Origin of the sequence: Bradyrhizobium sp. Ash2021 (genome assembly GCF_031202265.1) — a bacterium.
In the GTDB taxonomy this organism is placed as follows: domain Bacteria; phylum Pseudomonadota; class Alphaproteobacteria; order Rhizobiales; family Xanthobacteraceae; genus Bradyrhizobium.
Genome location: NZ_CP100604.1, coordinates 3,844,915 through 3,863,527, shown reverse-complemented (window position 1 = coordinate 3,863,527; position 18,613 = coordinate 3,844,915). Strand labels below are relative to the sequence as shown.

Here is an 18,613-nt window from a genome sequence, read left to right as displayed (position 1 = left end):
CGCCCGCCTCGTCATTATCGTCGACCTTTGCGACGCGGCAGCGTTTATTGACAGGCACGGCGACCGCCCCCGGCCATGGGTCACCGCGGAGACCGCCGTCAAGTGCGCCGGTCGTAACCCACTCCTGATCGACCACGCCACCAAGACTCTCGAAACCGCACTGCGCGGGGACGGTATGCTTGATTAGCAGCCGGTATCCCTGCGACGCTCTTTAATGTTGCATCCTCATGCTCATCGGCGCGCCCGACGGCATCATCATGTTCGCGTTCATATCTGCCACGATCCACATTGTGCCGGCGACCACGACGAATACGATGAGAACGCCAAAGGCGAGCGCGAGTACGTTGTTGGTGCTTTCCGGCCCGCTGGTGATGTGCAGGAAAAACACCAGGTGAATGCCCATCTGGGCAATGGCGAGGACAGCGAGGCCCAGAGCTACGCCACCGGGCCAAATCAGCGAGGTGTTAGCGGCCCAGAAAGATGTCGCCGTGAGAAGAACCGCCACAAATAGGCCGATCGTGTAGACGAGAAACTCGGATGGAGCCGATGCGTCCATCTCGCGGCTCGGCCTGTCTCCGGGTGCGCGATCGTATCGAGCTTCGGTCATGGACTCACTCCCATCAGATAAACCACCGTGAATACCCCGACCCAAACGATGTCGAGCGCGTGCCAGAACAAAGAGAAGCACAGCAGGCGATGCTGCACCCTCGCAGCGAATCCGAATACCGCCACCTGCACCATCATCACGATCAGCCAGATCAGTCCGAGCGCGACGTGCAGCCCGTGGCATCCGACAAGCGTGAAGAATGCGGACAGAAAGGCGCTCCGCTGCGGCGTCGCGCCGATGGCGATCATGCTTGAGAATTCGCGGATCTCGAAACTAAGAAACGTGGCTCCGAGTGCGAATGTGATCAGGGCCCCAAGATAAGTCCCGAGACGGCGTCGTGAGTTGACGGCCAGTGACATCAGTCCGCAGGTGTAGCTCGAAACGAGAAGGCAAGCAGTTTCGATCGCGACCGTAGCCTGATTGAACAGCTGGGCGCCGGTCGGACCGCCGGCCGTGGAGCGCACGAGGACCGCGTAGCTCGCGAACAGCGCGGCAAACATGATGATGTCACTCAGCAGGAAGATCCAGAAGCCATAGGTGACCACGATCCTCTTTGGAGCAGGTCCCGATTCACTGGCACTTGGCAGTGCGTCTTGCGGGATCTGATCAATTGCGACGGCGACATTCATGCTGCAACTCCTGCCTGGTGGGCCCGTACGAACCGGGCGATCTCCTCGGCTGGCACCTCAATTTCGCTGTGACGGCGGAATGAGAAGGCAAGCAACGTCATGAATGCGCCAAACACTCCGACGCTGGCCAGCCACCAAATGTGCCAGATCAGCGCAAAGCCGATGACGACTGCGAAGAAGGCCGTAACAAAGCCGGTGGCGCTGTTCTTCGGCATTTCGACGGGCTCGTACTTGCGCGTCGGCGTCGGCTCGTCCTTTGTCGCTTGCGCGCGGTTTTTGCTGTTCCAGAACGCGTCCAGTCCGGCGACCTTGGGCTGGAACGCAAAGTTCCATGCCGGCGGCGGCGACGCCGTCGCCCATTCGAGCGTGCGGCCGTTCCACGGATCACCGGTCACGTCGCGCAGCTTCTCGCGATTACGGATCGACACAACGAGTTGCACGACTTGGCAAACGACGCCGACCAGGATGATAGCGGTGCCGAATGCCGCCATGATCAACCAGGGCTGCCAGGACAAATTGTCGTAATGTTGCATGCGCCGGGTCATGCCCATCAGGCCCAGCAGGTAGAGCGGCATGAAGGCGATATAGAAGCCGACGAACCAGCACCAGAACGAGGCTTTGCCCCAGCGTTCGTCGAGCTTGAACCCGAATGCCTTGGGGAACCAATAATTGTACCCCGCCATCACGCCGAACACGACGCCGCCGATGGCGACGTTGTGGAAGTGCGCGACCAGGAACACGCTGTTGTGCAGCTGGAAGTCGGCCGGGGGCACCGCCATGAGCACGCCGGTCATGCCGCCGATGACGAAAGTCACCATGAAGCCAATCGACCAAAGCACCGGCACCGAGAACCGAACCCGGCCGCCGTACATGGTGAACAGCCAGTTGAAGACTTTCGCGCCCGTCGGCAAAGCGATGATCATGCTCATGACGCCGAAGAAGCCGTTGACGTTTGCGCTGGCACCCATTGTGAAAAAGTGGTGCAGCCAGACCAGGAAGGAGAGGATACAGATGGTCATCGTCGCGGCTACCATCGAGCGATAGCCGAACAACGGCTTGCCGGAGAAGGTCGCCATCACTTCCGAGAACACGCCGAACGCCGGCAGGATCAGGATGTAGACTTCGGGGTGCCCCCATACCCAGAACAGGTTGGAGTACAGCATCTGATTGCCCTGGCCTTCGAGCGTGAAGAAGTGAAAGCCGAGATAGCGATCGAGCGACAGCATCGCGAGCGTCGCGGTCAGGACCGGAAACGCCGCGACAATGAGCAGGTTAGCGGCAAGCGCGGTCCAGCAGAAGACCGGCATGCGCATATAGCTCATCCCTGGTGCCCGCATTTTGAGGATGGTTGTGACGAAATTTATTCCCGCCAGCAAGGTGCCGATACCAGAGATTTGCAGCGACCAAAGATAGTAGTCGACGCCGACGCCGGGCGAGTATTGCAATTCGCTCAGTGGGGGATAACCCCACCAGCCGGCTTTTGAGAACTCACCGACCGCCAGCGAAATGTTGACCAACAACGCGCCCGAGGCAGTCAGCCAGAAGCTGACGGCGTTGAGCGTAGGGAATGCGACATCGCGAACACCAAGTTGCAACGGTACTGCGAAGTTCATGAGCCCTACCACGAACGGCATTGCCATGAACAAAATCATGATCGTGCCGTGCGCCGAGAAAATCTGATTGAAATGCTCGGGCGGCAGATAACCTTCCGCACCGCCGGCTGCGAGCGCCTGCTGCGCGCGGATCATGATCGCATCGCTGAAGCCGCGCAGCATCATGACGAGCGCCAGTATGCAATACATGGCGCCGATCCGCTTGTGATCGACCGAGGTGAGCCATTCGCGCCATAGATAGAGCCAGGCTCCCTTCGCCGTGATGAATCCAAGGACAGCTACCACGACAAGGACCATGAACGCCGTTGCGCCCATGATGATCGGCTGATGGAGGGGAATCGCGTTCCAATCAAGCTTGCCAAGGAGATTCATCGTTCGGCCTTCTGCGATGTTGAACAAATGCGTTGTGACTGATCGTCGGCAGCCGATGCGGTATTCACAATGCCGCTGAACAGATCGGCAGTCACGGTGCGGTAGGTGAACGGCGCGACCGCTTGGCTCGGCTTGACCAGGTCGGCACAAGCCCGCTTATCGAGTACGGAACCGGTTTCGCGGGTCTGGCGAACCCATTGCGCAAATCCGTCGTCTGTCACTGCATCGACCGTAAAGCGCATGTCGGGAAAGCCGTCACCGCTGAACATGGCGGATAACCCCGCATAGGTTCCGAGATGGTCCGCCTGCAGGTGGAGGCGCGTCGCCATTCCGGACATGGTGTAGATCTGGCTCCCGAGCTGAGGCACGAAGAAGCTGTTCATGACGCTCGATGAGGTCAGTTCAAAGCTGATCGGCGTGCCAACCGGTACGACCAGCTTGTTGACGCTCGCGATCCCCTGCTCTGGATAGATGAACAGCCATTTCCAGTCGAGTGAGACGACCTGAACGTTGACAGGCTTGACAGTTGAGCTAATCGGCTTGCCCGGATCAAGGTCGTGTGCGCCGACCCATGCGACGCCGCCGACCAGGAGCACCGTCATCGCGGGGATGGACCAGACCAGCATCTCAAGACGTCCGGAATATGTGAAATTTGGCCGATAGCGCGCACGCTCATTCGATGCACGAAACCAGAAAGCAAAGCCAAGTGTCGCAAGGATCACCGGGATCACGATCGCCAGCATGATGCCAAGCGCGTTCAGCAGAATCTGTCGCTCGGCGAGGGCAATAGGTCCTTTCGGATCGAGCACGCCTTCGGTGCAGCCACCGAGCGTGGCCGCACCGATCAGGACCACAGCAAGTAAACCGTATCGCATATCAGACCTCGCTGAAGTTGGCGATGCAGCAGGCGCTGCCGACGGCGCCTGACTTGAATTCGGCATGCACCGGGAGGCCGCGGATGGGCGGGAATGAGCCACTTCCATGGTCAACCAGGAGGGCCGCAAACAGCACGAACAAATAGAAGATGGAGAACACGAACAACCTGTGAGCAGCGCGGCGATCAACCCCAGTGCTCCTGTTGAGCTGAAGCGCGAGAAGAAGGAAAAGCGCCCCGCAGATCGCGGTGATCGCGCCATAGATCGCCCCTGCAAACCCGAGCATCCAGGGCAGCTCCGAGGCGAGAGCCAGCAGGCCGCTGTAGATCAGGATCTGCCGCGTCGTCGCAGCCTTTCCCGCAACCACCGGCAGCATGGGAACGCCGGCGCGGGCATAGTCATCGGCGCGATTGAGCGCGAGAGCCCAGAAATGGGGCGGCGTCCAAAGGAAGACAATGAGGAACAGCGCAAGCGGCTCGAGCCCGACTTCTCCGGTTGCCGCGGCCCATCCGATCACGGGCGGCAGCGCGCCTGCAGCGCCGCCGATGACGATGTTCTGTCGCGTCGCCCGCTTCAGCCACGCCGTATACACGACAATGTAGAAGAGGATCGTGCCGGCCAACAATGCGGCTGCTGTGAGGTTCGTCGCCAAAGCCAGAACCACCACTGCGAACCCGCCCAGAACGAGACCAAAGACAAGCGCCTCGAACCGGGAGACCTTGCCGCGGGGAATTGGCCGCATCGCAGTGCGGCTCATGATCGCATCGATATCTGCGTCGTACCACATGTTGAGCACGCCGGCGGCTCCAGCTCCCGCGGCAATGGCAAGAACCGCGGCAAGAGTGGTCAGCGGATCAAGTCGAACTGGAGCGCTGCTCAATCCGACGAGCGCGGTGAAGACGGCAAGCATCATCACACGTGGCTTCGTGAGGGCGACGAAGTCAGCCACACGCCAATGGCCAACCAGCGGACGAGCGGAACGAGACGACAGTGCAATGCGAACTCGTCCTTCCCCAAGCTGGCCAGCACTGGATTTGACGTTCATCTCGCTGCTCCGGGTTCTTCAAAATGAGAGCTGTCGTGTTCGGCTCGGACAGCCGCAGTGCGTGCTTTCAATATGCATCCCCACCCTCGCCCGTGATTGAACGCGGCTGCTCGATTGGGGCCAATCATGCTTCAAATCGTCGGCTGGCGAATTCGGTTCCAACGACACGCGTCGCGATCGCACGATTCGGGATGGTTCGAGCACGTTTCAACAAGCGCGCTGCGCCGGCTCTTCCTAAAGCATGCCCTTGTTCGAGTATGCGCAACGCGCCGCTTCCCAATTCTGATCGACGAGGTCTGTTGCGTTACCTGGAATCGGCCGCTTCACCTGACGGAGAACTATCGATGAAGACGCTTTCGCTCTGGATAATTGCAGCCGCCTGCCTTGTTACTCCGGCAACTTTGGCGCACGCGCGTTCCGCCTATGATGGCTCCTGGGACCTTAACTTCGTCACGCAAAGTGGCTCATGCGATCCCGCCTATAACTTCACCGTCAATATTTCCGACGGCGTTGTGACCCACCCCAATCTGGTAAAATTCAGGGGATATGTCGCTAAATCCGGTTCCGTTCGTGCATCGGTAACGGTTCACGACAAATTCGCTTCCGGCACGGGCAGGCTTTCCGGAACCTCGGGTCGCGGAAGATGGAGCGGCAGCGCGGCAGGAACGCGATGCTCTGGCTATTGGACCGCGCAACGCAATTGACAGGTGTGGAAACCGAAGCACCGTGTCCCGAGCCGCTGACGCGCGAGGCGGCATTAAAGACGACCGCGCTGGCCGCCACCCTCCTGTTTGCTCATGGGCAGACCACAGAACGGACGGTTACCGCTGCTGAGCAGCTTGGGCGCGCTCTCGGCGTGACGGTTAAGGTGCTGCCTTACTGGGGCGAACTCACCGTCGCACTCAACGGCGCGCCCATCTCACAAATCGTACCCGCCAAGCCGCTCGGCGTTGACATGGGCAGGGTACTGGCCGTTACGACGGTGATCGATCAGGTCTGCCACGGCACGTTGTCGGCCGAGGCTGCGCAATCCGCGCTTGAGTCGGCTGGCCGGCTGCCGCCAGCTTCCACGCCACGCTTCACTTTGTTCGCAGCCATTGGCGCGGCTTCGCTCGGCGTCATTTTCGGTACGCTCGATGCGACGAGCCTGCTGCTGATCGCGACCAGCGCCGCCATCGGTGCGCTCGTCCGCCGCTGGCTGTCCGGCTTCAGCAATAATCCACTGATCCAGCCGCTTTGCGCCGCGTTTATCGCGGGTGTCGTGGCTGCCGCTGCCGGCCGTTTGCTGCTATCGGATGCAGCAACGATGGTCAGTTTCTGTCCCTGCATGGTGCTGGTTCCCGGTCCGCATATCCTCAACGGTGCCATCGACCTCGCTCGCACGCGCATCGCGCTGGGAATCGCGCGCCTTGCTTATGCCGGCGTCATCGTGCTCCTGATCTGCGCCGGTGGCCCCTTCGGCTTCACGGCGGTCGGCGCAAACCTTGCGATAGCCGGACCATCTCCACCCGTGCCCTTGGTCATCGACGTGATTGCGGCAGGATGCGCCGTCGCCTCCTTTGGCACTTTCTTCTCAATGCCGTGGCGCCTGTTGGCGTTCCCGATCGCGGTCGGCATGCTCGCGCATGCCGCACGCTGGGCGCTAATCTCCGTCGTGGGGACAAATGCCGCGACCGGCGCGCTCGTCGCCTGCACACTCGTCAGCATCCTCGCAACTCCGGTCGTCGATCGCCTGCGTCTGCCGTTCGCGGCCGTGGCCTTCTCCGCCGTCGTCTCGTTGATGCCGGGCTTTTTCCTGTTCAACGCGGCAACGGGCCTCGTCGAACTGGTCTCGATCGGGCCGGCCGCGCCGGCGGCTTTGCCGACAAGCATCGTCACCAGTGGCGCCACCGCGTTTTTGATTATCATGGCCATGACCTTCGGGCTGATCCTGCCTCGCATGCTGCTCGAACGCGCAACGCCAGCCGCATGATGCGGCACGATCGTTCAACGCACGGCAGCGCGGTCCAAGAATGGCCCGAAGCGCCGCAGTACCAATGCCAATCGGGTGACTGGTCCCGGAGAGCGTCGGTGCATCCATGACTACAGTTCTGACCAAATCGTTCCCGCAGGAAAAGCCGACTGTGAAGGCGGATCCAGGCAAGAAACGCGTCTTGATCGTCGGCGGTGGCTTTGCCGGTATCGCGGCAGCGCGGGCACTAAAACGCGCCGATGTCGAGATCACGCTGATCGACCGGCGTAATCACCATATCTTTCAGCCGCTGCTGTACCAGGTCGCCACCGCTGTTCTGTCACCCGCCGAGATCGCGGCACCGATCCGTCAGCTCGAGGCAAAACAGAACAACCTCAGCGTATTGCTGGCCGAGGTTAAGGGCGTCAATCTCGGCGCTCGTACCATCGAGATCACGAGCCCAGGCGTTGGCAGCCAGAAACTCGAATACGACTTCCTGGTCATCGCCACCGGAATGCGTCCGAGTTATTTCGGCCATGACGAGTTTGCGCGGTTCGCGCCGGGCCTCAAGAGCCTCAACGACGCCGAGACGATCCGAACCAAGATCCTGAGTGCGTTCGAACTGGCTGAGTCGACCGATGACCCGAAAGAACGTGCTCGCCAGATGACCTTTGTATTGGTGGGCGGTGGCCCGACCGGCGTCGAGCTTGCGGCCTCGATCGCTCAACTGGTCTCGGTGACCTTGCGTAACAATTTTCGCAGGATCGATCCTGCCAAGAGCCGGGTTTTGTTACTGGACGGCGGCGCGCGTATTCTTCCGACCTTTGCTGAGTCACTGTCGGGAAAGGCAGCCAAGCGATTAACCAAGCTCGGCGTCGAGGTTTCGACCGGCGTAAAGGTCGAGAAGGTTGATGAGCAGGGCGTGATCGCAGCCGGCGTCCGGATTCCCAGCGCCACCGTCCTATGGACAGCCGGCGTCAGCGCCTCGCCGGTGGTGAAAATGCTGGGAACACAGACAGACCGCGCCGGGCGCGCTTTCGTTGGTGCCTTCATGGACATTCCCGATGCCCCCAACGTGTTCGTGGCGGGCGACGCGGCCACGATGACCCAGGATGGTCACCCCGTCCCCGGCGTGGCGCAGGCAGCCATTCAGCAGGGACGATTCGTCGGACGCGTCATCGCCAACCGTGTCAGGGGACGCAAGGACGGTCGGCCGTTTCGATACCGCAACAAGGGCAACATGGCGGTGGTCGGCAAGAATTTTGCCATCCTCGAGGCCGGTCATTTGCGAACCAGCGGCTTTGTGACCTGGTTGATATGGGCCGCGCTGCACGTGCTCACGCTCCCGCAGCTTCAGAACCGGTTCCGCGTTCAAACGCAATGGTTCTGGTCTTATCTGTCGGGGCAACGGAGCTCACGGCTGATTTCCGAAGGGCCGCGGTCGTCCGCGTCATAGTCATAAGGCCCCGTAGTCATCACTGCCTGGCAGTTGATTGGGAACCGCACCCGTGGACGTATCCATCATCTCCGCACTCGCTGCCCTCACTGGAGCAGCCGTCGGCGGCTTGACCAGCGGAATGGCAGCGTGGCTGAACCACCGAAGCCAGGTCCGCGTCGAGTGGGCTCTGCACGAGAAGAGCCGCCGGCAGACCCTTTACAGGGATTTTATCGAAGACGCCGCCAAATGCTACATCGATGCGCTCCAGCACGATAAAGCCGACATTCCCGGTCTGGTCAGCCTCTATGCGAAGCTGAGTTCGATGCGGGCGGTTTCCTCGAAGAAGGTGGTCCAGCGCGCCGACGATGTTGTCCGAAAAGTTCTGGATGCCTATCTGGAGCCGGACAAGAGCTTTGTCGAACTCCGCGAAATGGCCATCGACGGCACGATCGATCTGTTGCGAGGCTTCAGCGAGGTCTGCCGCGACGAATTCGAGCAAATGCGGCCAATACAATTTTGAGCTTCAGCACGCGACCCAATCTGCCGTCACGGTGTTGCCGCCCCAGGAGCCCTCCTGCAGCCGATCGCGCCCATCCCGATTGAAATATGGCAGATAATTCAATAGCTTAATTGCCAGCGCGGTTCGCTGCGCCGGCAACGACGAACGCAACACGCCCTATCTTCATCGCAGTCGCAAATCTTCGCTAGCTGGATGCCGCGGCCACCCGCGCTTGCCGCATGGAATCAGGTGCGCTGCCCTGAGATCGGATCGTCTCGACCCAGTTCGCGAACGCCTGCATGAAGTCCTGCAGGAATTTGCGGGTGCCGTCGTTGACGAGCTTGCCATGCTCATCGAAGAGCTTGTCGGCGTGGCCAATATAGGCTTCCGGCTGCTGCATGGTCGGCACGTTCAGAAATACGAGCGACTGCCTCAAATGATGATTGGCGCCGAAGGCCCCTATCGCGCTCGGCGAGCCGCTGACGATCGCACCAGGCTTGCGGTCCCAGATGCTGCTGCCATACGGCCTGGAACCGACATCCAGTGCATTCTTGAGAACGGCCGGCACTGAACGGTTATATTCCGGCGTGACGAACAACACCGCGTCGGCAGCCTTGACGCGCTGGCGGAACGCGGTCCATTGCGCGGGCGACGCGTCGGTCTCCAGATCCTGATTGAAAAAGGGCAATTGTCCGATCTCGACGACGTCGAGCTTGATCGAAGATGGCGCGAGCGAGATCAGTGCATTCGCCAGCATCCTGTTGACCGACCCCTTCCGCAGGCTTCCAACCAACACACACACATTCATCGGCTTATCCATGGTCTTCATCCCTTATGTTCGCGCGTATGCGGCCGCTGGAGACTTAATGCTCCTCGTGAAGTCAGGCTTGCGCTTTTCCAGGAACGCCGAGAACGCCTCCTTTGCGTCTTCAGAGCGGACTTGCACGCTGAACTCTTCGTTCTCGGCCTTCATCGTCGCCTTGATCTGCTCACGTGATGACTGCTTCATGAGCCTCTTGCTGGCATGCAGCGCTGCCGCCGGCTTCGCTGCCAGCTTCCCGGCCGTCTCGGTCGCTTTCGCCAGGACGTCCTTGTCGGATACCACCTCCGTAACCAGCCCCAACTCCGCGGCCCGCCTAGCATCAAACGGAGCGCCCAGCAGGATCAGCTCCGCGGCGCGGAGATGACCGATCCGCGCCGGCACCGAGCAGCTCGATCCGAATTCCGGCACGATCGCGAGATTGATGAAGGGCATCTGGAATTTCGCGGTCTCGCCCGCGTAGATGAAGTCGCAGTGCGTCAGCATGGTGGTGCCGCCGCCGATCGCCGCGCCCTGGACCGCTACGACCACGGGCTTGTCGAAGTTGACGAATGCGTGCATGAGGCTCGCCTGTGGCGATTCGCCCGGGCCCGGAGGATTCTTCAGAAAGTCCTCGATATCGTTGCCCGCGCAGAACGAATCTCCCGCGGCATGCCAAAGCACGACACGCGTGTTCTCGTCATTCGCCGCCTTGTTGAAAATGCCGGCGAGAGCCAAGTACATGGCCGACGTCATCGCATTCCGCTTGGTCGGGCGGTTGAACTGGACGCGCAGGATACTTCCTGCCTGTTCGGTAACGATATCATCCATGGTCGAACTCCCGGGTTCGTTTGGTGAATTGCACGACAAATCGAAGTTCAGGGCGGCTCACGCCGCCCCGACAGTGTCGTGTGCTAGGCCGCATGTTCCTTTGGTTTCGGAATGGCGCCGCTCGTACGCAAACCGTCGATTTCGGTCGCGCTGAATCCGAGTTGCCGGAGAACCTCGTCGTTGTGTTCTCCAATCTTTGGGGCGCGCTTCGCGGACACCTTGGCGACGCCATGCACCTGAAGCGGGCTGCTGATCGTGGACGTCAGCTTGCCGCCGGCACCTTCGAGCGGAACGATGATGTCATTCGCCCGGAGCTGGGGATCGCTGATCACCTCTTGTGGCCCACGCACCGCTCCGAACGTCACGTGAACGCCATTGAACACGTTATACCAATGCGCCATCGGCTCGGCACAGAAGGTCACGTCGAGGATCGCCGTGAGCTCCGTCATGTTCACCATCAGCTTCGCCGGGTCGGAGAATCGCGGATCAGTCAGGAGATCGGGCCGGCCGATCGCCTTCACCACGGCCTCCACCTTATCGGGCGTGATGATGAGAACGAACCAGGTGTCATCCTTGGCGCGATAGACGTTCATAGCCGCGTTCACGGGATGCTTGCGATCGTGCAGTCCGAAAAATTTCGCCTCGCACAGTGCGGCCTGGATCGAGACGCTTGCGGACCACACGCCTTCGGCGAGAAGTGAGGTCGTGACATGCGCCCCCTCCCCCGTGCGCTCGCGACGATAGAGCGCGGTGACGATCGCCGAATAAAGCCCGACGGCGGTGGCATTGTCACCGCTACCCGCTACCGGCCAGGTCGGCGGCGCACCGGCATCGCGCGTCATCGACAGTAATCCACTGCGTGCCCAGTACGACGTGATGTCAAAGCCAGGGAGATCCGCATCCGGCCCCTTGTCGCCGAAACCCGTGAGGTCCGCGTAGATCAAACGCGGGTTCCACTGCACCACATCTTCATATTCGAGCTTCAGTCGCGCGCGCGCCGGGTGCGGCGTGTTGACGATAAGAACGTCGGCCCATTTGACGAGCTTTTCGAGAACCTGATGGGCGCTCGGAGACTTCAGATCAAGCGCGATGCCCCGCTTGTTGCGATTGGCGAGGTGCCAGGGATAAGCATCCTCAGCGACCGGCTGCGGTGGCATCTGGTGCGCATGTCGCCATAGCTCGCCGCTCGGCGGCTCCACTTTGATGACGTCAGCGCCGAAATCGGACAAGATCACCGCGGCGCTGGGGCCGGCGATGAAGCTCGCCAAATCTACCACTTTCAGTCCAGAGAAAATGTTGTTGCTTGTCATGGCTGTCCTTTCCAAATCGCTGTGTGCGGCGGCTACTTCACCGACCGCGAAACTGCGGCGCTCGTTTCTCGAGGAAGGCGGAGGTGCCTTCCTTCTTGTCTTCGGTTGCGGCGCAAATGCCGAAATAGGACGCTTCGAGTGCAAACCCCTCGGCCTGGCTGGTGTCCATCCCCTTGTTCGCGGCCTCCAGCGAGAACTTCACAGCGATCGGTGCGTTGGCCGCGATCTGCTTCAGAATCGTCTCGGCACGGTCGATCAGGCTGGCTGCGGAGACGACTTCGTTGACAAGGCCTATGCGATAGGCCTCCTGCGCGGAAATCGTTTCGCCCGTGAGGATCAGCTGCAACGCACGACCCTTTCCCACCAGGCGCGGCAAACGCTGCGTTCCGCCACCGCCCGGCAGCAGGCCCAGCTTGACTTCGGGCTGCCCAAATCTGGCATGTTCCGCTGCGATCCTGATCGTGCAAGCCATCGCCGTCTCGCAGCCGCCGCCGAGCGCAAAGCCATTAACCGCCGCGATCACCGGCTTGCCGAGATTTTCGATGAGGTCCAGCACACCCTGCCCGAACCTGCTGGACTCCTCCGCATCGTAGGCGTCGACATGCGCGAGTTCGCTGATGTCGGCGCCGGCAATGAAGGCCTTGTCGCCTGCGCCGGTGAGGATCACGCCGTGCACAGACGCGTCGGCCTTTGCATCCTCGAATGCGGCCCGCAAATCGGTCCAGGTCGGCGTGTTGAGCGCGTTGAGTACCTTGGGCCGATTGACCGTCACGTAGGCGATCGAAGCCTTTTTCTCGTACTGGACGTTCGCAAGCGCCAATGCCGCCCTGGGCAGAGGGTTGGGTGCTGTTACAGCCATAGTCTACCTCCTGGATGGGGGCAGCCGGCGTCGGAGCGCCGGCCGCTGAGATGTCACACGAAGGCGCCAAGGCCGGTGACAGCCTTGCCGACGATCAGATTCTGCATCTGATACGTGCCTTCGTAGGAGTAGAGCGCTTCACAATCCGCGAAGAAGCGTGCCGCCTTGTAGTCGGCAACGATTCCGTTGCCGCCGATCAACTCACGGGCCCAGGCAACCGTCTCGCGGCATTTGGCGGTGGCGAACGCCTTGGCAAGGGCCGCATGGGCGTCCGTCAGCTTACCTTCTGCATGCAGCTGCGCCTGGCGCACGATCAGGCACTGCGAAGCCGTGATGTTGGCGATCATTTTGGCGAGAAGGTCTTGGACCAGCTGGAACGACGCGATCGGCCTGCCAAACTGCAAGCGCTCCTGGCTATACTTCAGCGCCGCCTCGTAGGCGCCCATCGCGCATCCAGTCGCCATCCACGCCACGGCGTAGCGCGTCATCTTCAGCACCTTCGCGGTGTCGCGGAATGAATTGCCGCTCTGGAGGCGGTTCGTTTCCGGCACTCGAACATCCTTCAGCGTGATGTGGCCGTTCTGGACCACCTTAAGCGCAATCTTGTTCTCGATCTTCTCGACGCTGAAGCCGGGCGTGGTCTTGTTCTCGACGATGAAGCCCTTTACCTGGTTGTCGGCGATATCGCGCGCCCAGATGATTGAAACATCGCACCACGGAGCATTGCCGATCCAACGCTTCTCGCCATTGAGGATCCAGGTGTCGCCCTCGCGCTTCGCCGTGGTCAGCAGGCCGCCGCTCGCACCTGAGCCCACCAGCGGCTCGGTCAGGCCGAAACAGCCGATCTTATCGAAGCGCGCCATCTGCGGCAGCCATTTCTGCTTCTGCTCTTCCGATCCGTCGATGTAGATGGAGCCCATCGCCAGGCCGCCATGCACGCCCATGAAAGTCGCGACCGACGGGTCGACGCGTGCGACCTCCATCTGAACAAAGCCCAACAGCGCCAGGCTCCCGCCTGCGCAGCCGTAGCCGTGCATTGCAAGCCCACCGATGCCCAGCTCCTTGATCGCCGGCAGCAATTCGAAGGGAAAAGCGTCCTTCACCCAATAATCTGTGATGACAGGCGCGACCTTGGCTTCCATGAACGCGCGCACCCGTTTCACCGTCGCGAGTTCGTTGGCGCTCAAGGTCTCGTAGACCTCATAGAAGTCGCTATTTGGCGGCGATAGCGGCTTCGGCGCGCTGGTTTTGCTTGCTGCGGTTGCGGTGGGCATTTGAGACTCCTGATGCTGTGGCTTGAAAGCCGGAAAAAGTTGAAGGACGTATGATCGATCTCGCCGGTGGCGCGTGATCTCAGGCGACTGTCGCCGTCAATTTCGCTTTGCTCGACTTGGCAACCTTGTTGCGTAGCTCAATCAGGCCGAGCAGGACTTCGTCACGTTCCGCCGCGAGTTCGTCGATCGAACGCGATCCGGCCTCGGCATGGACGCTGTCGATGAGCTTCTTTTGCACTTCCGGAGTTAGCACCGGCGAGCCGAGGGTCTTCCACCAGGCCGTCATCGGGCCGGCGAACTGCTGGAAGAAGTGCTCGATGCCGCCCGGACCACCGCCGAGATGGTTGAGCATCATGTTGCCCATAACACCCCAGCGCAAGCCAGGGCCCCAGCACAGGGCGGTGTCGACGTCGGCGGCGCTCACCACACCCTCGGCGACAAGGTAGTAGACCTCGCGCGCCAATGCGGCCTGCAAGCGGTTAGCGACGTGGCCCGGCATCTCCTTGTTGACGCGCACCGTCCGCTGCCCGATCGACGTGTAAAATTCCGCTGCGCGCTGGATTGTCGCTTCCGAGGTCTTTGCCCCGCCGACGATCTCGACCAGCGGGATCAAGTGGGGTGGATTGAACGGGTGGCCTATCACGCAGCGCTCGGGATGCATCTCGCACGCCGACTGGATCTCGCTCATGGTCAAGCCCGACGAGCTCGAGGCGATGATGACGCTGGGATGCAACAGCTCGTCCAGTTGGCGATAGAGCGTCTTCTTGAAATCGATTTTCTCGGGCCCATTTTCCTGGACCAGATCGGCATCCTTGAGAGCGTCCGTAAGGGCGGCGGTGAATGATAGCCTGTTCTGGGAGGCACCGGATGCGAGGCCACGCCGTTGCAGTGCGGGCCAGGCCGCCGCAACAAAGCGCTTCAGTGCCGCTTCCGCGCCTGGTGCAACGTCGGTCGCCACCACGTCAAGACCGTTGGCAAGGAAGAGCGCGGCCCAGCTTGCGCCGATGACGCCCGTGCCAATAATGGCAACTCGGCGAATAGCCTTGTTTTGCGACATGTCACTTCTCCTTCGGGATTTCGGCGTATGCGATGCCGGTGAGGTTGCCCTGTGCGTAGAGGAAATTTCGTTCACTGGATCCATCGAGCTGTGCTGAGTAAATTGAGCCGGCGAAATCGGTCACGAACATGCGGTCGTTTGGAATGTCGAGCGCGATACCGATCCCCTCCATGAGATGGGTCACCACGATCTCCGGCTCGACAGGCTTGTTGTCGATCGAGGCCCGGTTCACTGTGTTGCCGCGCGGAGGGTCGCCGCGGTCGGTCCAGTAGAGAACACGGTTCTTGTGGTCGAGCTCGATATCGATCGGTTCCGGCAGACCGTCGAAGAAGATCTCGATGTCGGACCTGGTCGCTGCAGTTTGGCCGGCGGGAATTTCGACATTGGCGCGGAAGATGCGACCGAGCCCGGCATTGTCTGGGCCTTTTTGCGTCCAGTAGATATGTCCGGATTTCGGGTCGATCGTCAGCCCAACGCACCATCGCGTCTGATCCCGGCGATCGACTTCGCCGCGGCCGGCTTCAATGAGCGTCTCCAGCTGCGAGCCGTCGAGATCGCAGCGCATGACGCGCATACCCTCGCGGTCGCACCAGTAGAGCTTGCCGCCTTTCTTATCGAGTATGATCTGTTTCGGAGTGTGGGTCTCTCCCTGTGCGACGATTGTCCTGCGGTTCTTGCCGTCGATGTCGGCGCGCTCGATGGACCCGTCATTCAGGTTTGGAATGCCCATGTTGGTCCAGTAGATATGGCCGGCATCGACATCGACGACGATGCCGTCGGGCAAATGGCAATCCGACACGATAGTCTTACGGTCGGAACCGTCCGTATTCATGGAGTGAATGCGGCCGGCGTTCAGCTCAAGAACAAAGAGACGAGGGGCAACGGCGATGGCTCTGGCGCCAGCGCTTAGATTGTTCTTCTTGACGGCTTCAGACATGTGGCACCCGTATGGCGATCTGACGCGAAATTGGTCAACGCTTGACCGCGACTGTGCCGCGAAGACTTGCCACGATATTGAATGGGACGATCGTCGCTGGAACGGTTGTGCTTTTTTAGCGCTGTCGTACGGCGCGGCTCATCCCTTGCCGCGCACTTGCAAATTTCGAACGCGAAGGATATTTTTTGACACCGGTCCATGACCGGTTCACAGAGGGTTTTGCGACTGCGGACATGCGGACCGCGCGAGCCCCGCTCAACCCGCTCCCGCAGCGTCTTCCATAACGCTTATTTGCCGGCGATGGCCATGCGCGCGAAATTCGCCCTGGCGCTACCTTCCGCCTCCAAACCAGGGGCGACAGTCAGGTTGCCACTGATCGACGTTCGCGTGCCGTGGCGCACGAGGCATCAGGACAACGCCGCACAACATGCCCCATGCGGCAGTTCTAGTTAGGGACCCTGCCCAGCCTGTGAGATGCGCTGATCTCAGCGCAATGGAGGGAGGATTGGATACCGTCAGCGATTCTTGACCACGACCGCTTCCGGCAAGCACCAATGCCAGCGGACCGCTAAGGCGCGCTTCGCGCTTGAGGCGCTTGACCGCTCCAGTACTCCATCGCTGTACCGGGCTGCGCGCGCAGCTCCCACTTCGACTTCGACCGCTCCGATCTCGCCAGCGTCGAACAGTCGAACACACGATCAGACGGCTCATCAAAGTCAGAAGCAAAGCAGCGCTGCGCTTTGCCGGTGCCAAGCCCCGGCATCGCTCTAATCGCGGATTCGGTGGCCGTATCCCATGGAAGTTGCGCGCGGCGGGATGCGTGATTGTGCGCGTCGTAGGTTCAAATCGGGAACCTGCAGCCACCGACGCCGACATTCGCTGACGGTCGATATTTAACGTGTGATAATGTATAGGCCCGCCCTGGCATCAGCTATTCAAATTCATCCACACCGCCTTGGGCTCGGTGAAATTCTCGATCGCCGCCGAGCCGTGTTCGCGGCCGAAGCCAGAATCGCGCACGCCGCCCCATGGCAACCGCACATCGGTGTAGCCATAGGTATTGATCCAGACGGTGCCGGCGTTCGCTTTCTTCGCGAAACGCTGCACGCGCCCGATGTCGCGGCTCCATACCCCAGCAGCGAGGCTGTAGGCAGTACCGTTGGCAATGCGCAGCGCATCGGCCTCGTCGCGGAACTTGATGACACTCACCACGGGACCGAAGATTTCCTCCTGCGAGATGCGCATCTCGTGCTCGACGTCGGCGAACACCGCGGGGCTGATGAAGTAGCCGCGGTCGCCGACACGCCTGCCGCCGGTCGTCAACACGGCGCCCTCCTTCTCGCCGATATCTACGTAATCGAGAACGCTTTTCATTTGTTTCTCGGAGATTACCGGGCCAAGTGCGGTGGCACGATCTGCCGGATCGCCCATCCGGATCGCCTTCGCGCGTTGCGTCAGCCGTTCGACGACCTCCTCGTAAACCTTCTCGTGCGCAAGCACGCGCGAGCCTGCCGAGCATACTTGCCCGGCATTGAAGAAGATTCCTGACGCAGCGGCCTTGGTCGCGGCCTCGATGTCGGCGTCATCAAAGATGACATTGGCTGACTTGCCGCCAAGCTCGAGCGAAACGCGCTTGAAGTTACCCGCCGCGCCGCGCAGAATTCCGCGTCCTACCCCCGGCGATCCCGTGAAGGTAACCTTATCCACGTCAGGATGATTGACGAGGGCGTCGCCGACGACCCGGCCGGGTCCAGTGACGATATTGAGCACGCCCGGCGGCAGACCCGCTTCGAGCGCCAATTCACCAATGCGCAGCGCCGACAGCGATGTCAACTCGGCAGGTTTCATGACAATCGTGCAGCCGCAGGCCAAAGCCGGCGCCAGCTTCCACATCCCGATCATCAGCGGGAAATTCCATGGTACGATCACCGCAACCACGCCGACGGGCTCACGGACCGTGTAGGTGAGCGCGTCGTCCCGCGTTGAGACGACTTCGCCGCTGATCTTGTCCGCCCAACCCGCGTAGTAGGTCAGCGTGTCGATGGCAGCCGGCAGGTCCTGGCGCAGCACACCCGAGATCGGTTTGCCGGCATCAAGACTTTCCAGCGCGGCGATTTCATCCGCATGCTTTTTCATCAGGTCTACAAGCCTGAGCAGGATATGGCCGCGCTCGGCGGCGCGCATCGTGCGCCAGGGACCTTCGAAGGCACGGCGCGCGGCAGCGACGGCCCGATCGACGTCGACCTCGTTGCCTTCCGCCACGGTCGCGATCACCTGCTCGGTGGCCGGATTCAGGGTTTTGAACGTACGCCCGGAGGCTGACCAGACGTGTTGCCCGTCAATCAGCAACAGTTTGGGTCTGGAGGCCGAAACTGAGGGTGTCGTCTGACGGGAATAGTCATATGCAATCGACATCATATTTCCTCCGGTGATTGTGCACCAAAATGAGGACAAAACATGCTGCTGTAAATATGATATGATCTGCCGATGCTTGCTTATGCTTGACTCGCATATGAA

Annotated in this window: 17 protein-coding genes; 4 read left to right on the top strand and 13 right to left on the bottom strand. The window is 60.9% G+C overall.

The genetic code is table 11. The annotated features are described in order from the left end of the window. Nucleotides 1–211: 211 nt before the first annotated feature. From cyoD to NL528_RS18255, 5 genes are read right to left on the bottom strand one after another with little or no spacing between them, the layout of a single operon-like run. Nucleotides 212–607, bottom strand: a complete 396-nt coding sequence (gene cyoD, locus NL528_RS18275) for a cytochrome o ubiquinol oxidase subunit IV (protein ID WP_309184084.1) — start codon at nt 605–607, stop codon at nt 212–214. Beyond that, nucleotides 604–1,236, bottom strand: coding sequence for a cytochrome o ubiquinol oxidase subunit III (gene cyoC / locus NL528_RS18270; RefSeq protein ID WP_309184083.1), 633 nt, complete (start codon nt 1,234–1,236; stop codon nt 604–606). The genes cyoD and cyoC overlap by 4 nt, the downstream gene beginning before the upstream one ends. Beyond that, nucleotides 1,233–3,221: a cytochrome o ubiquinol oxidase subunit I gene (cyoB, locus tag NL528_RS18265; protein ID WP_309184082.1), complete on the bottom strand. Its 1,989-nt coding sequence runs from the start codon at nt 3,219–3,221 to the stop codon at nt 1,233–1,235. The genes cyoC and cyoB overlap by 4 nt, the downstream gene beginning before the upstream one ends. Further along, nucleotides 3,218–4,075 (bottom strand): ubiquinol oxidase subunit II, encoded by an 858-nt coding sequence (gene cyoA, locus NL528_RS18260; protein ID WP_309184081.1) that lies wholly within the window; start codon nt 4,073–4,075, stop codon nt 3,218–3,220. The genes cyoB and cyoA overlap by 4 nt, the downstream gene beginning before the upstream one ends. A 22-nt stretch (nt 4,076–4,097) precedes the next feature. Continuing rightward, the gene (locus tag NL528_RS18255) at nt 4,098–5,009 is read right to left on the bottom strand and encodes a heme o synthase (RefSeq protein ID WP_309184080.1); all 912 of its coding nucleotides are present in this window, start codon (nt 5,007–5,009) and stop codon (nt 4,098–4,100) included. Between the two features lie 476 nt (nt 5,010–5,485). On the opposite strand from NL528_RS18255, the gene NL528_RS18250 reads away from it, so the two are divergent. The 4 genes from NL528_RS18250 (at nt 5,486) to NL528_RS18235 (ending at nt 9,050) form a co-directional block, all read left to right on the top strand. After that, nucleotides 5,486–5,845 (top strand): hypothetical protein, encoded by a 360-nt coding sequence (locus NL528_RS18250; RefSeq protein WP_309184079.1) that lies wholly within the window; start codon nt 5,486–5,488, stop codon nt 5,843–5,845. Beyond that, nucleotides 5,812–7,113: a threonine/serine exporter family protein gene (locus NL528_RS18245; protein ID WP_309184078.1), complete on the top strand. Its 1,302-nt coding sequence runs from the start codon at nt 5,812–5,814 to the stop codon at nt 7,111–7,113. The genes NL528_RS18250 and NL528_RS18245 overlap by 34 nt, the downstream gene beginning before the upstream one ends. Before the next feature lie 106 nt (nt 7,114–7,219). Then, nucleotides 7,220–8,548, top strand: a complete 1,329-nt coding sequence (locus NL528_RS18240; protein ID WP_309184077.1) for an NAD(P)/FAD-dependent oxidoreductase — start codon at nt 7,220–7,222, stop codon at nt 8,546–8,548. Nucleotides 8,549–8,600: 52 nt separating this feature from the next. Then, nucleotides 8,601–9,050, top strand: coding sequence for a hypothetical protein (locus NL528_RS18235; protein WP_309184076.1), 450 nt, complete (start codon nt 8,601–8,603; stop codon nt 9,048–9,050). A gap of 184 nt (nt 9,051–9,234) precedes the next feature. Here NL528_RS18235 and NL528_RS18230 read toward each other — a convergent pair whose 3' ends face one another. The 8 genes from NL528_RS18230 to NL528_RS18195 all read right to left on the bottom strand — a co-directional run bounded on the left by NL528_RS18230 (nt 9,235) and on the right by NL528_RS18195 (nt 18,511). Next, a complete protein-coding gene (locus NL528_RS18230; protein ID WP_309184075.1) occupies nt 9,235–9,849 on the bottom strand; it encodes an NAD(P)H-dependent oxidoreductase in 615 nt (204 codons plus the stop codon). 12 nt (nt 9,850–9,861) lie between these two features. Further along, entirely contained in the window at nt 9,862–10,659 is a 798-nt protein-coding gene (locus NL528_RS18225) for an enoyl-CoA hydratase (protein ID WP_309184074.1), read from the bottom strand. A gap of 83 nt (nt 10,660–10,742) precedes the next feature. Beyond that, nucleotides 10,743–11,969: a CoA transferase gene (locus NL528_RS18220; RefSeq protein ID WP_309184073.1), complete on the bottom strand. Its 1,227-nt coding sequence runs from the start codon at nt 11,967–11,969 to the stop codon at nt 10,743–10,745. A 37-nt stretch (nt 11,970–12,006) separates the two neighbouring features. Continuing rightward, nucleotides 12,007–12,828, bottom strand: coding sequence for an enoyl-CoA hydratase-related protein (locus NL528_RS18215; RefSeq protein ID WP_309184072.1), 822 nt, complete (start codon nt 12,826–12,828; stop codon nt 12,007–12,009). A gap of 53 nt (nt 12,829–12,881) precedes the next feature. After that, entirely contained in the window at nt 12,882–14,102 is a 1,221-nt protein-coding gene (locus NL528_RS18210; RefSeq protein ID WP_309184071.1) for an acyl-CoA dehydrogenase family protein, read from the bottom strand. Between the two features lie 79 nt (nt 14,103–14,181). Continuing rightward, entirely contained in the window at nt 14,182–15,159 is a 978-nt protein-coding gene (locus tag NL528_RS18205; protein ID WP_309184070.1) for a 3-hydroxyacyl-CoA dehydrogenase NAD-binding domain-containing protein, read from the bottom strand. A 1-nt stretch (nt 15,160) separates the two neighbouring features. After that, complete coding sequence (locus tag NL528_RS18200) at nt 15,161–16,096, bottom strand: 3-hydroxyacyl-CoA dehydrogenase (RefSeq protein WP_309184069.1); 936 nt, start codon at nt 16,094–16,096, stop codon at nt 15,161–15,163. A 927-nt stretch (nt 16,097–17,023) separates the two neighbouring features. After that, the gene (locus NL528_RS18195) at nt 17,024–18,511 is read right to left on the bottom strand and encodes an aldehyde dehydrogenase family protein (RefSeq protein WP_309184955.1); all 1,488 of its coding nucleotides are present in this window, start codon (nt 18,509–18,511) and stop codon (nt 17,024–17,026) included. Nucleotides 18,512–18,613: the final 102 nt, after the last annotated feature.